Here is a 14,144-nt window from a genome sequence, read left to right on the forward strand (position 1 = left end):
ACCGAATTCCGGACTGTCTCGTTCCTTTACCAACAAGGGATGCCGATGACCCCCTCCTCCCAGAGCGATCCGATATCGGGCGCGAGACGCGTGGCCCGTATCGCCGTGGCCGCCGGTCTGGTGGCCGCGCTCTCCGCGGCCGGGCCGATACCCGTGGCCCTCGCCGCGGACCAGGCCCCGGCGGCAGCCGACCCGGGCGTCAAGTCCGCCCACGACAAGCTCGGTTCCGACGACGCCGATCTGCTCGCCGAGGCCAAGGCCGACGGCGCCAAGAGCGTCACGATGATGGTCGCGACCGCGCCCGGCCGGACCGAGCAGGTCGCCGAGCAGCTCGACTCGGTCGACGGCGGCCTGGTCGGCCGTACCCACGACAAACTCGGCTACGTCCGTGCCACCGTCCCGACCGGCAAGGCGGACGCGGCCATCGCCGCCGCCGTGAAGCTGTCCTCCGTGCACGGCATCGACCTGCGCGAGGAGATCCCGCTGGACGACCCGAGGCCGAACGGCTCACAAGAGGCCGGCGCCACGGGGACGTATCCCGCCCCCGGCAAGAAGACCCCCGCCGAGAACCCGTACAACCCCTCCTTCGAGACGGGCGCCGTCGAGTTCGTCGAGGACCACCCGAAGGCGGACGGCCGCGGCATCACCATCGGCATCCTCGACTCGGGCGTGGACCTCGGGCACCCGGCGCTGCAGAAGACGACGACCGGCGAGCGCAAGATCGTCGACTGGGTGACGGCCACCGACCCGGTCGCCGACGGCGACGACACCTGGCGGCGGATGACCACCTCGGTCTCCGGCCCGACGTTCTCGATCACCACCGCGTCACTGGGCACCGAGACGTTCAAGGCGCCCGAGGGCACCTACAAGTTCAACTACTTCTCCGAGTCCGCCACCATCGGCGGCGACATGGCGGGCGACCTCAACCGCGACGGGGACAAGACGGACGTCTGGGGTGTGCTGTACGACGCCGCCTCGGGCACGGCCCGCGTCGACCTCGACGACGACCTCGACTTCACCGACGACCAGGCCATGAAGCCGTACAAGGACGGCTTCCAGATCGGCTACTTCGGCACCGACGACCCGGCAACCGAGATCGCCGAGCGCATCCCGTTCGTCGTCGAGATCCGCAAGGACGTCGTCTACAACGCGGCGGGCGCGAAGGCCGACTACGTCAGCATCGGCGTCATCGAGGGCTCGCACGGCACCCACGTCGCCGGCATCACCGCCGCCAACGGCCTGTTCGGCGGCGAGATGAACGGCGCCGCGCCCGGCGCGAAGCTGGTCTCCTCCCGGGCCTGCACCTGGTCCGGCGGCTGCACCAACGTCGCGCTCACCGAGGGCATGATCGACCTCGTGGTCAACCGGGGCGTCGACATCGTCAACATGTCGATCGGCGGTCTGCCGGCGCTGAACGACGGCAACAACGCGCGCGCCGAGCTGTACACCCGCCTGATCGACGAGTACGGCGTCCAGCTGGTGATCTCCGCGGGCAACTCCGGCCCCGGCGCCAACACCATCGGCGACCCGTCCCTCGCCGACAAGGTGATCTCGGTCGGCGCGACCATCTCCAAGGAGACCTGGGCGGCCAACTACGGCTCGAAGGTGGAGAAGCGGTACGCGATGATGCCGTTCTCCTCGCGCGGCCCGCGTGAGGACGGCGGCTTCACCCCGACGCTGTCCGCACCCGGCGCCGCGATCAACACCACCCAGACCTGGTCGCCCGGCGGCCCCGTCGCCGAGGCGGGCTACCAGCTGCCGCCCGGCTACTCGATGCTCCAGGGCACCTCGATGGCCTCCCCGCAGGCGGCCGGCGCGAGCGCGCTGCTGCTGTCCGCCGCCAAGCAGAAGGGCATCGACCTCACCCCGGCGACCCTGCGCACGGCGCTCACTTCGACCGCCGACCACATCAGCGGTGTCCAGGCCTACGAGGAGGGCGCGGGCCTGATCGACATCGTGGACGCCTGGGACGCCATCCGCGACGGCGCCACCGCCCACTCGTACACGGTCAAGGCGCCGGTCGACACCGCGATCGACTGGGCGCTGAAGACGCCGGGTTACGGCACGGGCCTCTACGACCGTGAGGGCGGTCTGAAGGCCGGTCAGAAGAAGACGTACGAGATCACCCTCACCCGTACGTCCGGCGCCGACCGTGCCATCCGGCACGAGCTGGACTTCGAGAACAACGCCGGCGACACGTTCCGGATCGTCGGCTCCGACGAGGTGCGGCTGCCGCTGAACCAGCCGGTGACCGTCAAGGTGCAGGCCGCGCCGAAGTCCGCCGGCCTCAAGAGCGCGATCCTGGAGGTCGACGACCCGCGCACCGAGGGTGTCGACAAGCAGGTGCTCAACACGGTCGTGGTCTCGGCGCCGCTGAAGTACACCTACTCGGCGTCCGGTTCGGTGCAGCGCAACAGCACGAAGTCGTACTTCGTGACCGTGCCCGAGGGCGCCAAGTCGCTGGAGGTGGCGATCGGCGGGCTGAAGGACAAGAGCCAGACCCGGTTCATCGCCATCCACCCGTACGGCGTCCCGTCCGACCCGACGTCGACGATCAACTGCTACCCGAACTACACCAACCCGGCCAACACCTGCCGCCCGGACGTGCGCTCGTACGCCGACCCGCAGGCCGGTGTCTGGGAGATCGAGGTCGAGTCGCGCCGTACGTCGCCGCTGCTCGACAACCCCTACAAGCTGGACGTCACCGTCCTCGGCGCTGCCTTCGACCCGGAGACCGTGACCGTGCCCGAGGCCAAGGTCGGCACCCCGGCCGCCGCCTCCTGGAAGGTGACCAACGGCTACGCCGCGATCGACGGCAAGCTGGCCGGCGGCCCGCTCGGCTCGTCGAAGACGACCCGCCCGACGATCAAGCAGGGCGAGGCCCAGACCACCACGGTCGAGGTGCCGGCGGGCGCCACGTCGCTGGACGTTGTCATCGGCAACGTCTCCGACGCTGCCGCCGACCTGGACCTGACGGTCTACGACAAGAACGGTGACGTCGTCGGCCAGGACGCCGACGGCGACTCGGAGGAGCAGGTCTCCATCGCCTCCCCGGCCGCCGGCACGTACACCATCGAGGTGTACGGCTACGCCATCCCGTCCGGCTCCACCGCTTACGACTACCGGGACGTCTTCTTCTCCGCCGCCCTGGGCACCGTCACCGTCGACGAGTCGGCGCCGGTGAAGCTCGGTACCGGCGACTCCACAACGGTCTCCGGCAGCGTCACCGCCGCAGCGGCCGCGCCCGAGGGACGTGAGTTCTTCGGGCAGGTCCAGCTGGTCAACGCGCGCGGGACGGTCGCGGGCGTGGGCCACGTGAAGATCGAGAAGGTCACGCCGTAGTCGACTGCGGCTGAACCGGGGGCGGGCGTCCGTGCGGGCGCCCGCCCCTTCTCCTTGCTTCCGCTATTCGCAGGCCGTGGTCCGCGACTCGGGCAAGGCCCAGATGAGGGCCTGGCGTTGGGGAGCGATGTCGCGCTCGCCGACGAACCAGAAGTCGGGGGACGCGGACCCGCGCGGGATGGCGACCAGGAGATGGTCGCCCTCGTCGAGACCCGCGCTCGCCCGGATCACGAAGGTGACCTCGTCCTCGCCCTTCGCGGGCTTGTAGGAGCGGGTCACGTCCAGGGTGATGCGTTCCTGACGTTCGCCGGGGACCGGCTGGACGTCCGTCACGTCGCCCTCGGCGACCAGGCGGGCGCAGGCGAGGTAGGCCGGGGAGCCCAGGGGGTCGGCGTCCTTGGACTCGGACTGTGCGCTGTCGGCGCTCGTTGCGCCGGCGTCGTCCGCACTGCCGCCCCCGGCCTGCACGAGCAGCCAGCCCATGCCCACGACCATCGCACCGGCCGCCGCCACTCCGACGGCACTGAGGGCGAGGGCGAAGGGACGGCGCCGGCGCGGACGTACGGGCACGGGTTCGGGGACCTTCGGCTTCGCAGGCTCGGTCAGTGCCCGTCCGATGACCTCCAGCTGTTCCCGCAGCAGCGCCACGTCGGCAGTCGCCGAGCGGTGCTCGGCCATGAAGGCGGCGTCGGCGCGGGCCTCGTCCGTGAGCGGATCGTCGGTGATCGCGGCCATCAGCGCGTCGGCACCGTTGTGCTCGGCGGTCACGTCACACCACCTCGTCCTCGTGCAGGCGGGCGCGCAGAGCCCGTACCGCCGTGTGCAGCCTGCTCTTGACCGTGCCCTCCGGGATGCCGAGCTCCTCGGCGATCCCGCGCACCGGCAGATCGGCGAAGAAGCGCAGGACGAGGACCTGCCGCTGGGCGTCGGGCAGCTCGTCCAGGCCCTGGGCGACGGCGACCGAGAGCACGCTGGTGTCCTCGCCGGAGGGGTGCGCCGGCTGGCGCAGGGCGGCCAGCCGCTCGCCGAGCCGCTCCTGGCGGCGTTTGGCCCGGTGCCAGTCCATGGCGAGGTTCGAGGCGACGACCGCTGCCCACGCGGACACGTCCCGCGGCGCCTCCCGGCCGCTCGCCGCCCGCTCCAGCAGCCGCAGGCGTACCTGCTGTACCCCGTCCAGCAGGTCCGCCTGCGGCACCCCGCCCAGCGCGAGCACCGCCCGCACCCGGCGCTCCTGCGCCGCGTCCAGCGGGTCGTCCTGTGCGTCGTCCCGCCGGCCGCGGCGGGCCTTTCTGCGCAGCACAGCCACCCCTCCCCTCGCCGCGTTTCCTCTATGACGCGGGTGCGGGCCGGAACGTTCGGCTCCATTTGTGGCGTACGTCACACCTGTCCGGAAACTGAGAGGAGGTTCACGCAGGAACGCCGGCGCCGACGGGGTGGGTGTCCCATTCCTCGGGCACAAGGGCAAAGAATTGGACACAGGGGCCCAGGTGCCCCGCATGATGGAAAGGCCCCCGGTCAGGGACGGGGCGCCCCACAAGCCAGGTAAAGGAGTCGCCGTGAGGGTCGGAATCGTCGGAGCCACCGGTCAGGTCGGCACGGTCATGCGCAGGATCCTCGCCGAGCGGAACTTCCCGGTCACCGAGCTGCGCCTGTTCGCCTCGGCCCGTTCGGCGGGGACGGTCCTCGACGGTGTGACGGTGGAGGACGCGTCGACGGCCGACTACACCGGTCTGAACATCGTGCTGTTCTCCGCGGGCGGCGCCACCTCCAAGGCGCTGGCCGAGAAGGTCGCCTCGCAGGGCGCGGTCGTGATCGACAACTCCTCCGCCTGGCGCCGGGACCCCGAGGTGCCGCTCGTGGTGTCCGAGGTGAACCCGCACGCGATCGCGAGCCGCCCCAAGGGCATCATCGCCAACCCGAACTGCACGACGATGGCCGCGATGCCGGTCCTGAAGCCGCTGCACGCGGAGGCGGAGCTCGAGGCGCTGGTCGTCGCCACCTACCAGGCGGTGTCCGGCTCCGGCCTGGCCGGCGTCGACGAGCTGTTCGAGCAGGTCAAGAAGGTCGGCGAGGACGCACCCAAGCTCACCCACGACGGCTCGGCGGCCGAGTTCCCGGCGCCGGACAAGTACGTGGCGCCGATCGCGTACAACGTCCTCCCGCTCGCCGGCTCGATCGTGGACGACGGCCTCAACGAGACCGACGAGGAGCAGAAGCTCCGCAACGAGTCCCGCAAGATCCTGGAGATCCCCGAGCTGAAGGTCTCCGGCACCTGTGTCCGCGTCCCGGTCTTCACCGGCCACTCGCTCCAGGTCAACGCCCGTTTCGCCCGTCCGATCAGCGTCGAGCGGGCCAAGGAGCTGCTGGCCGGCGCTCCCGGCGTCGCCCTCACCGAGGTCCCGACCCCGCTCCAGGCCGCCGGCCAGGACCCGTCCTACGTCGGCCGCATCCGCCGCGACGAGACGGTGGACAACGGCCTCGCCCTGTTCGTCTCCAACGACAACCTCCGCAAGGGCGCTGCGCTGAACGCGGTGCAGATCGCGGAGCTGGTGGCGGCGGAGCTGTCCGCCAGGAACAGCGGCTAGTTCCTTCGGACCTCATAGAGGAAACAGCCGTACTCGACGGCCCGGACGTGGACGAGCGCCACGTCCGGGCCGTCGAACGCTTCAGCGAGCGCCGTCCCGAAGCCGTCCTCGATCAGGCGTCCGCCCAGGATGCGCCCCTCGGCCGAGTACCGCCGGAGCGTGCGGTGGGCGTTCGTGAAGGGCAGACCCTCGTGCGTCGGCCCCCCGCACTCCTCCGCATGGATGAACACCGGGCCCTGTTCGTCGTACGCCCCCGGCTCGGCCCCCGTCTGCGCCGCCCAGCGCCGCAGCGGAGCGTACGAGACGAGGGCGATCCGCTCCCCCGGCTCGCTCCGCCGCAGGCAACAACGGAGCGGCGCCCCGCCCTCCTCGTCCGTCACGGGAACCATCCGGCGTCCCGCGTCGTCAGCAGAGCGCAGCTCCTTCAGGACCGAGGGGTCGATGGGTCGTGCGGTGTAGGTCGTCATGAGCCCAGACTCACGCGGTTCCGCTCCGCCCACCGGCGGGAAACGGACATCGCGTTCCGTGCAGGTCCCGTGGAAGGATGGCGCAACCGACACATAACGAGGAGATGACCGCGTGCCTGGCACAAACCTGACTCGCGAAGAGGCGCAGCAGCGGGCGAAGCTGCTCACCGTTGACTCGTACGAGATCGATCTCGACCTCTCCGGCGCGCAGGAGAGCGGTACCTACCGGTCCGTGACCACGGTGCGCTTCGACGTCGCGGAGAACAGCGCGGAGTCCTTCATCGACCTGGTGGCCCCGACCGTCCACGAGGTGACCCTCAACGGCGATCCGCTCGACCCGGACGAGGTCTTCAAGGACTCGCGGATCGCGCTTCCCGGCCTGCTTCAGGGGCGCAACATCCTCCGGGTCGTCGCCGACTGCGCGTACACGAACACCGGCGAGGGCCTGCACAAGTTCATCGACCCGGTCGACAACCAGGCCTACCTCTACACCCAGTTCGAGGTCCCCGACGCCCGCCGCGTCTTCGCGTCCTTCGAGCAGCCGGACCTGAAGGCGACCTTCCAGTTCACCGTGCGCGCGCCGGAGGGCTGGACCGTCATCTCCAACTCGCCCACCCCCGAGCCCAAGGACAGCGTCTGGGTCTTCGAGCCGACCCCGCGGATCTCGACGTACATCACCGCGCTGATCGTCGGCCCGTACCACTCCGTGCACAGCGTGTACGAGAAGGACGGGCAGAGCGTGCCGCTGGGCATCTACTGCCGGCCCTCCCTCGCCGAGTACCTCGACTCGGACGCGATCTTCGAGGTCACCCGGCAGGGCTTCGCCTGGTTCCAGGAGAAGTTCGACTACGCGTACCCGTTCAAGAAGTACGACCAGCTGTTCGTGCCGGAGTTCAACGCGGGCGCGATGGAGAACGCGGGCGCGGTGACCATCCGCGACCAGTACGTCTTCCGGTCGAAGGTGACGGACGCGGCGTACGAGACGCGCGCCGAGACCATCCTGCACGAGCTGGCCCACATGTGGTTCGGCGACCTGGTCACCATGGAGTGGTGGAACGACCTGTGGCTGAACGAGTCGTTCGCCACGTACACCTCGATCGCCTGCCAGGCGGCCGCCCCCGAGTCGCGCTGGCCGCACGCGTGGACGACGTTCGCCAACTCCATGAAGACCTGGGCGTACCGGCAGGACCAGCTGCCGTCCACGCACCCGATCATGGCCGAGATCCGCGACCTGGACGACGTGCTCGTCAACTTCGACGGCATCACGTACGCCAAGGGCGCGAGCGTGCTGAAGCAGCTCGTCGCCTACGTCGGTGAGGACGAGTTCTTCCGCGGAGTGCAGGCCTACTTCAAGCGGCACGAGTACGGCAACACCCGTCTGTCCGATCTGCTGGGCGCCCTGGAGGAGACCTCCGGCCGGGATCTGAAGACCTGGTCGAGGAAGTGGCTGGAGACCGCCGGCATCAACATCCTGCGCCCGGAGATCGAGACGGACGCCGACGGTGTCATCACGTCCTTCGCGATCCGCCAGGAGGCCCCCGCCCTGCCCGCCGGCGCCAAGGGCGAGCCCATCCTGCGCCCGCACCGCATCGCGGTCGGCCTGTACGACCTCGACGAGGACAGCGGCAAGCTGGTGCGGGACGACGACGGCGGACGGATCGAGCTGGACGTCGACGGTGAGCTGACCGCCGTACCGCAGCTGGTCGGCCGACGCCGCCCGGCGGTGGTCCTGCTCAACGACGACGACCTGTCGTACGCCAAGGTCCGCCTGGACGAGCAGTCGCTGGCGTTCGTGACCGAGCACCTGGGCGACTTCACGGCGTCGCTGCCGCGAGCGCTGTGCTGGGCGTCGGCGTGGGACATGACGCGCGACGCCGAGCTCCCCACGCGCGACTATCTCTCCCTGGTCCTGTCGGGCATCGCCAAGGAGTCCGACATCGGCGTCGTGCAGTCGCTGCAGCGGCAGGTGAAGCTGGCGATCGAGCTGTACGCCGACCCGTCCGCCCGCGAGGCGCTGCTCACCCGGTGGACCGACGCCACGCTGGCACACCTGCGGGCGGCCCAGCCGGGCAGCGACCACCAGCTGGCATGGGCGAGGGCGTTCGCGGCGACCGCGCGGACGCCGGAGCAGCTGGACCTGCTGGAGGCGCTGCTGGACGGTTCGCAGACGATCGAGGGCCTGGTCGTGGACACGGAGCTGCGCTGGGCGTTCGTCGAGCGGCTGGCCGCGGTGGGCCGCTTCGACGAGGCGGAGATCGCGGGCGAGTACGAGCGGGACAAGACGGCAGCGGGTGAGCGGCACGCGGCGACCGCGCGGGCCGCGCGTCCGACGCCGGAGGCCAAGGCGGAGGCCTGGGCCGCGGTCGTGGACTCCGACAAGCTGCCGAACGCCGTGCAGGAAGCTGTCATCAGCGGTTTCGTCCAGACCGACCAGCGTGAGCTGCTCGCCCCGTACACCGACAAGTACTTCGAGTCGGTCAAGGGCGTGTGGGAGTCCCGCTCGCACGAGATCGCCCAGCAGATCGCGGTCGGCCTGTACCCGGCGATCCAGGTGTCGGAGGAGACCCTGCGCAAGACGGATGCCTGGCTGTCCTCCGCCGAGCCGAACGCGGCCCTGCGCCGGCTCGTCTCGGAGTCGCGAGCGGGCATCGAGCGTGCGCTGAAGGCCCAGGCGGCGGACGCGGCGGCCGCGTAGCCGATGCGAGGGGGCGGGTGACCGGGCCGGTCACCCGCCCCCTTCGCATACCCGGCGGCGAGGTCGATCATGGCAGAGCGCTCAGCGTCCGAGTGTGGCGGTCAGGGCCGTCTCCACGGCTGTGACGTCCGCGTTGTCCGCCGCCCAGGCCACGTAGCCGTCGGGGCGGACCAGGACGGTCGTACGCCGGTCGCCTGCCCAGCTCTCCACGGTCAGGCGGTTCGTGCGGTCGCCGGACTCCTCGTAGGACCCGGCGGGGGTGATGAGGACGAAGCGGCCGCCGCGGAGGGCCTCGTAGAGGCGGCCGCTCTTGAGGGCGACGTCCGGGATGCGGGTGCCGGTCAGGCTGTGGGAGCCGCGGGGAGCCGCGTACTTGTAGCCGATGCCGGAGATCTGGGCCAGGGCCTTGCGCTGGGCGGGGCGGGCCAGGTTGACGAAGGCTGAGACGAGAGTGCGTGCTGCGCGCAGTACGGGGCTCTGTGCGCGGGCCAGCCGGACCAGCCCGCCGCTGCTGCGCAGCACCGCCTTGCCGACCGGGTGGCGCTCAGCCTCGTACGTGTCCAGGAGGCCCTCCGGCGCCCAGCCCTGGACGGCCGCGGCGAGCTTCCAGCCGAGGTTGGCCGCGTCCTGCAGGCCGGTGTTCATGCCCTGACCGCCGGCCGGGGAGTGGATGTGCGCGGCGTCTCCGGCGAGGAAGACCCGGCCGACCCGGTACTTCGGCGCCTGGCGCTCGTCGCTGTGGAAGCGGGACAGCCAGCGGGCGTCGTGCATGCCGTAGTCGGTGCCCAGGGCGCGGCGGGTGATCTCCTTGACCTCGTCGAGGTCGAGCGGGGCGTCGTCGGACACCTCGTGGCGACGGTTCCAGCCCATGACGCGGTACCAGCCGTCGCCGAAGGAGGCGATCATCGCGAAGGCGTCGCCCGCGCCGTTGACGGTGAGCACGCCCTCGGGCTGCTGGGCGAGCCGGACGTCCGCCAGGATCAGGGACCTGATGACGGAGACGCCGGGGAACGGCAGGCCGATCGCCTCCCGTACGGCGCTGCGGTGGCCGTCCGCGCCGACGACGTACGCCGCGCGGTGGGTCACGACCGTCCCGTCCGAGCCGCGTACGTCGATGTCGACGCCGGTGTCGTCCTGCCGCAGCCCCACGACCTCGCTCTCGTGGGCGAAGTCGACCCCGAGCTCGCGGGCCCGCCGCTCCAGCAGCCGCTCGACCTCGTACTGCGGGGTGATGAGCAGGAACGGGAAGCGGGACGGCAGCGTGCCCAGGTCGAGGGCCAGGCGGCGGAAGAGTCGCAGTTCGGTGATGGTGGCGCCGGTGTCGATCAGCGGGTCGGCGAGGCCGCGGGCGTCGAGCTGCTCCAGGGTGCGGGCGTGCACGCCGAAGGCGCGGGAGAGGTTGCTGATCTTGTGGGGGCGCCTTTCGAGGAGGGTGACGGGGACGCCGGCGGCGGCGAGGTCACCGGCCAGGAGCAGGCCGGTGGGGCCGGCGCCGACGACGATGACGGAGCGGGGGGTGCTGGTGCCGAGGTTGCCGTTCATCTTGACCTCCTGGGTGCCAACGCTTGTTGGTCAACGTCTGTTGGTCAACGCTTGTTGGCAACAGTAGGGCGCGGCGCCGGGTGATGTCAACGCTTGTTGGCCTACGAACGTTGGCCTACATTTGTTGGCATGAACGACAGCGACTCCAAGCCCGCCTCCCGCCGCTCCGACGCAACCCGCACCGCCATCCTCGACGCCGCCCGCGAGCGCTTCGCCGCCGACGGATACGAGCGGGCCACCATCCGGGCCATCGCCAGGGACGCAAACATCGACCCGTCGATGGTGATGCGCTACTACGGCAACAAGGAGGGCCTCTTCGCCGCGGCCGTCGCCATCGATCTCCAGATGCCCGACCTCGGCGCGTTCCCCCGCCACGACGTCGGCCGCGCTCTCGTGACGCACTTCCTCGACATGTGGGAGGAGAACGAGGTGCTGACGGCCCTGCTCCGGGTCGGGGTGACCAACCAGGCCGGGGCCGAGCGGATGCAGGGCATCTTCCGGGACCAGTTGCTGCCGGCCGCGCGCCATGTCTGCCCCGACCCGGAACAAGTACCGACCCGGGCCGCACTCTGCGCGACGCAGGTGCTCGGGCTGGCGCTCACCCGCTACGTCCTGCGGCTTCCGCCGGTCGTGGCGCTGGTTCGCGAGGAGATCGTGGCCTGGCTGGCACCGACGCTCCAGCGCTACCTCACCGCACCGAGCCCGTGAGCCCCTGAGTCCCGCCCACGGAAACATGCCGAGGGCGCCGTCCCCGTCGGCGTACAGCGCTGTGCGCGTGCGTACGACGACGGGAACGGCGCCCTCGGGAGGTGCGCGGCGGGCTCGTGGAGCCCTGCGTCAGGCCTTCGAGCCGGCCTTGGTCGTGATGTTGGTGCTGGTCGTGTCCTTCTGCTTGTGCGACTTGTCCAGGACCATCACCAGCCCGGCGATGACCGCGAACAGCACGATCGGGGCAATGACGAACAGACCCAGCGTCTCGATGACGCTCAGTCCCGTGCCGGGGTCGTCACCGTCGTCCGGGGTGAGGGCGAGCGCGGGGGACGACATCAGCAGCATCATCAGCGTCGTACCGGCGGCCAGGGCGCCGGCGCGCAGGGCGTTCTTCTTGTCCACGGTGCCAAAGTATCCAACGCCTGGCGGGGGCGCGCGGCCGGGGTGCCGTAGGAGGTGCCGGGGGCGGTGACTCAGCCCGGCGTCTCAGGAGTCACCGGCTCGCAGCACCTCGACCAACGCATGCAGCCTCGCCGACCCCGCCAGCTCCTCCAGCGTCACCGGCCGCCCCTCCACGTCCGCCACCGGCAGCCGCCAGTTCGGGTACTCGTCCCACGTCCCGGGAAGGTTCTGCGGACGCCGGTCACCGACCCCGTCCGGCAGCCATACGCCGATCATCCGGGCGGGGGTGCGCAGCAGGAAGCGGTGGACGGCCTGGACCTCGGCCTCCTCCTCCGACGTGACCAGACCGCCGCCCGTACCCCGCAGCAGGCCGAGCCGGGTGAGCAGGGCCAGCCATTCGCCGGTGTCGGCGGCGGCTTCGGCGCGCTCCATGTCGAGGGGGCGGGTGAGCAGGCCGAGGCGGTCGCGGAGTTCGACGTGTTCGCCGGTGAGACGGGCCGCGGTGGGCGGCAGGTCGTGGGTGGTGGCGGTGGCGAGGCAGTCGGCGCGCCAGCGCTCGGGGGGCAGTGGCCGGCCGTCGCCGTCCCAGTCGCGTTCGAACCAGAGCACCGATGTGCCGAGCACCCCGCGGTCGCGCAGTGTCTCCCGTACGCCGGGCTCGACGGTCCCCAGGTCCTCGCCGATGACCAGCGCCCCGGCCCGTGAGGCCTCCAGCACCAGTACGGCGAGCATGGCCTCGGCGTCGTAGCGGACGTACGTCCCTTCCGTGGGCGGCAGTCCGCGCGGCACCCACCACAGCCGGAACAGGCCCATGACGTGGTCGATGCGCAGCGCGCCGGCGTACCGGAACAGGCCCCGGAGCAGGCCCCGGAAGGGTGCGTAGCCCGCGGCGGCGAGCCGGTCCGGGCGCCAGGGCGGCAGGCCCCAGTCCTGGCCGCGGGCGTTGAAGGCGTCCGGCGGGGCGCCCACGGACATCCCGGCGGCGAAGTACTGCTGCTGCGCCCAGGCGTCGGCGCCCCCGGGGTGCACGCCGACCGCGAGGTCGTGCACGATCCCGACCGGCATGCCCGCCTCGCGCGCGGTGCGCTGGGCGGCGGTCAGCTGGGTGTCGGTGAGCCAGGCGAGGCGCGAGAAGAAGTCGACGCGGTCCATCAACTCGCCGCGGGCGCGGGCGGTTTCCGTCGAGCGCGGGTCGCGCAGGCCGGCGGGCCACCGGTGCCAGTCCGGACCGTGCACCTCGGCCAGGGCGCACCAGGTGGCGTGGTCCTCCAGGGCCTGGCCCTGCTCGGCGAGGTAGTCGCAGTAGGCGGCGCGTCTGCCGGGCCCGAGGGGCACGTCGTGAAGGAGCTCCAGCGCCTCCCGTTTCAGCTCCCACACCGCGTCACGGTCGATCAACGCGCCTTTCTCCAGCACCGTTTCCCGCAGCCGTTCGGCCCGCTCGGTCAGGGCCCGCACGCGCTCGCGGTCCCCGATGTACGCGAACTCGGGGACGTCCTCGACGCGCAGGTGCACGGGGTCGGGGAAGCGGCGGGAGGAGGGGCGGTAGGGGGAAGGATCGGTGGGGGCGCCGGGGACGGCCGCGTGTAACGGGTTGACCTGGACGAATCCGGCGCCGAGGGCGCGGCCGGCCCAGGCGGCGAGTTCCGCGAGATCACCGGCGTCGCCCATCCCCCACGAGCGGTGCGACAGGAGGGAGTAGAGCTGGACGAGGAGTCCGTACGAGCGTCCGGTGGGCGTGGGCAGGCGGGTCGGGGCGGCCACAAGGTGGGCGTGGGCGGTGCGGCCGGCGGGGGCGGTGGCGGTCAGCCGGTGGACGCCGGGCGGGAGTTGCTCGGCGGCGGCGCGGGTCTCGCCCTGCTCGGTCTCGATCCGCAGCCGGGTGCCCGCGGGCAGCGTCGCGAGGACGTCCGGCGCGGCGGTGCCCCAGCACACCACCGTCGGCGGCAGCAGCCGCTCGTCCAGTTCCCGGCGCCGGGCGGCGAGCGCGGTGCGCACGGCCTCGGGGGTGCCGGCGTCGACGCCGAGCGCGGCCAGGGTGCGGACGATCGCGGCGGCCGAGGCGGTGACCGTGCGGTCCGGGGAGGGACTGTAGGAGGTGGCGACGCCATGCAGCTCAGCGAGCCGGCACAGGTCTTCGCCGGGGGGCTCGGCCGGGCGGGATGCGGTCATCTACGGCCTCGTGGAGTCGGCGTCCAGGGCGGCGAGCGGCGGCTCGCTGGTGAGGGGCTCGGCGTCGGGCAGCGGGGGCTCGCTGGTCAGGGGGGCCTGGGCGCAGGCTCCTTCCGCGCTGAACATGCACAGATGGAGGTCCTCGGGGTGGGCGGAGAGGTCCGCCGGGCGTTTGGAGCGTTCGGACAGGGCCGAGAGCAGCAGGTGTGCGGATGCGGCCACGGTGGCCTC

The 14,144-nt window shown here is 71.6% G+C and carries 11 protein-coding genes; 4 read left to right on the forward strand and 7 right to left on the reverse strand.

Annotated features, from left to right (window positions below; all coding sequences use genetic code 11):
* The first annotated feature begins 45 nt into the window (after positions 1–45).
* Positions 46–3,342 carry a S8 family serine peptidase gene (locus tag ACFVJQ_RS21990; protein ID WP_385786018.1) on the forward strand — a complete coding sequence of 1,099 codons (3,297 nt, stop codon included), beginning with the start codon at positions 46–48 and terminating at the stop codon, positions 3,340–3,342.
* A 63-nt stretch (positions 3,343–3,405) separates the two neighbouring features.
* Here ACFVJQ_RS21990 and ACFVJQ_RS21995 read toward each other — a convergent pair whose 3' ends face one another.
* Both ACFVJQ_RS21995 and ACFVJQ_RS22000 read right to left on the reverse strand, forming a co-directional pair.
* Positions 3,406–4,110, reverse strand: a complete 705-nt coding sequence (locus tag ACFVJQ_RS21995; RefSeq protein ID WP_385786021.1) for a hypothetical protein — start codon at positions 4,108–4,110, stop codon at positions 3,406–3,408.
* A gap of 1 nt (position 4,111) precedes the next feature.
* Positions 4,112–4,648: an RNA polymerase sigma factor gene (locus tag ACFVJQ_RS22000; protein ID WP_385510349.1), complete on the reverse strand. Its 537-nt coding sequence runs from the start codon at positions 4,646–4,648 to the stop codon at positions 4,112–4,114.
* A 250-nt stretch (positions 4,649–4,898) separates the two neighbouring features.
* Here ACFVJQ_RS22000 and ACFVJQ_RS22005 point away from each other — a divergent pair, with 250 nt between their 5' ends.
* Positions 4,899–5,927, forward strand: a complete 1,029-nt coding sequence (locus ACFVJQ_RS22005; protein ID WP_385510348.1) for an aspartate-semialdehyde dehydrogenase — start codon at positions 4,899–4,901, stop codon at positions 5,925–5,927.
* Here the strand turns inward: ACFVJQ_RS22005 and ACFVJQ_RS22010 are convergent.
* Positions 5,924–6,394 (reverse strand): DUF1203 domain-containing protein, encoded by a 471-nt coding sequence (locus tag ACFVJQ_RS22010; RefSeq protein WP_385786024.1) that lies wholly within the window; start codon positions 6,392–6,394, stop codon positions 5,924–5,926. The two genes, ACFVJQ_RS22005 and ACFVJQ_RS22010, sit on opposite strands and share 4 nt — an antisense overlap.
* Before the next feature lie 112 nt (positions 6,395–6,506).
* Between ACFVJQ_RS22010 and pepN the strand changes: the two genes are divergently transcribed.
* Entirely contained in the window at positions 6,507–9,089 is a 2,583-nt protein-coding gene (pepN, locus tag ACFVJQ_RS22015; RefSeq protein WP_385786027.1) for an aminopeptidase N, read from the forward strand.
* Positions 9,090–9,170: 81 nt separating this feature from the next.
* Here pepN and ACFVJQ_RS22020 read toward each other — a convergent pair whose 3' ends face one another.
* Complete coding sequence (locus ACFVJQ_RS22020) at positions 9,171–10,631, reverse strand: FAD-dependent monooxygenase (RefSeq protein ID WP_385786030.1); 1,461 nt, start codon at positions 10,629–10,631, stop codon at positions 9,171–9,173.
* Between the two features lie 129 nt (positions 10,632–10,760).
* Here ACFVJQ_RS22020 and ACFVJQ_RS22025 point away from each other — a divergent pair, with 129 nt between their 5' ends.
* Positions 10,761–11,339 (forward strand): TetR family transcriptional regulator, encoded by a 579-nt coding sequence (locus ACFVJQ_RS22025; protein WP_385510343.1) that lies wholly within the window; start codon positions 10,761–10,763, stop codon positions 11,337–11,339.
* Between the two features lie 129 nt (positions 11,340–11,468).
* On the opposite strand, the gene ACFVJQ_RS22030 is transcribed toward ACFVJQ_RS22025, so the two are convergent.
* The 3 genes from ACFVJQ_RS22030 to ACFVJQ_RS22040 all read right to left on the reverse strand — a co-directional run bounded on the left by ACFVJQ_RS22030 (position 11,469) and on the right by ACFVJQ_RS22040 (position 14,135).
* Positions 11,469–11,744, reverse strand: coding sequence for a hypothetical protein (locus ACFVJQ_RS22030; RefSeq protein ID WP_224739479.1), 276 nt, complete (start codon positions 11,742–11,744; stop codon positions 11,469–11,471).
* A gap of 84 nt (positions 11,745–11,828) precedes the next feature.
* Positions 11,829–13,913, reverse strand: coding sequence for a 4-alpha-glucanotransferase (gene malQ / locus ACFVJQ_RS22035; RefSeq protein ID WP_385786033.1), 2,085 nt, complete (start codon positions 13,911–13,913; stop codon positions 11,829–11,831).
* Entirely contained in the window at positions 13,914–14,135 is a 222-nt protein-coding gene (locus ACFVJQ_RS22040) for a hypothetical protein (protein WP_385510340.1), read from the reverse strand.
* Positions 14,136–14,144 lie beyond the last annotated feature (9 nt).

The sequence above is a fragment of the Streptomyces sp. NPDC127197 genome, from assembly GCF_042672405.1.
GTDB classification, from domain to species: domain Bacteria; phylum Actinomycetota; class Actinomycetes; order Streptomycetales; family Streptomycetaceae; genus Streptomyces; species Streptomyces flavusporus.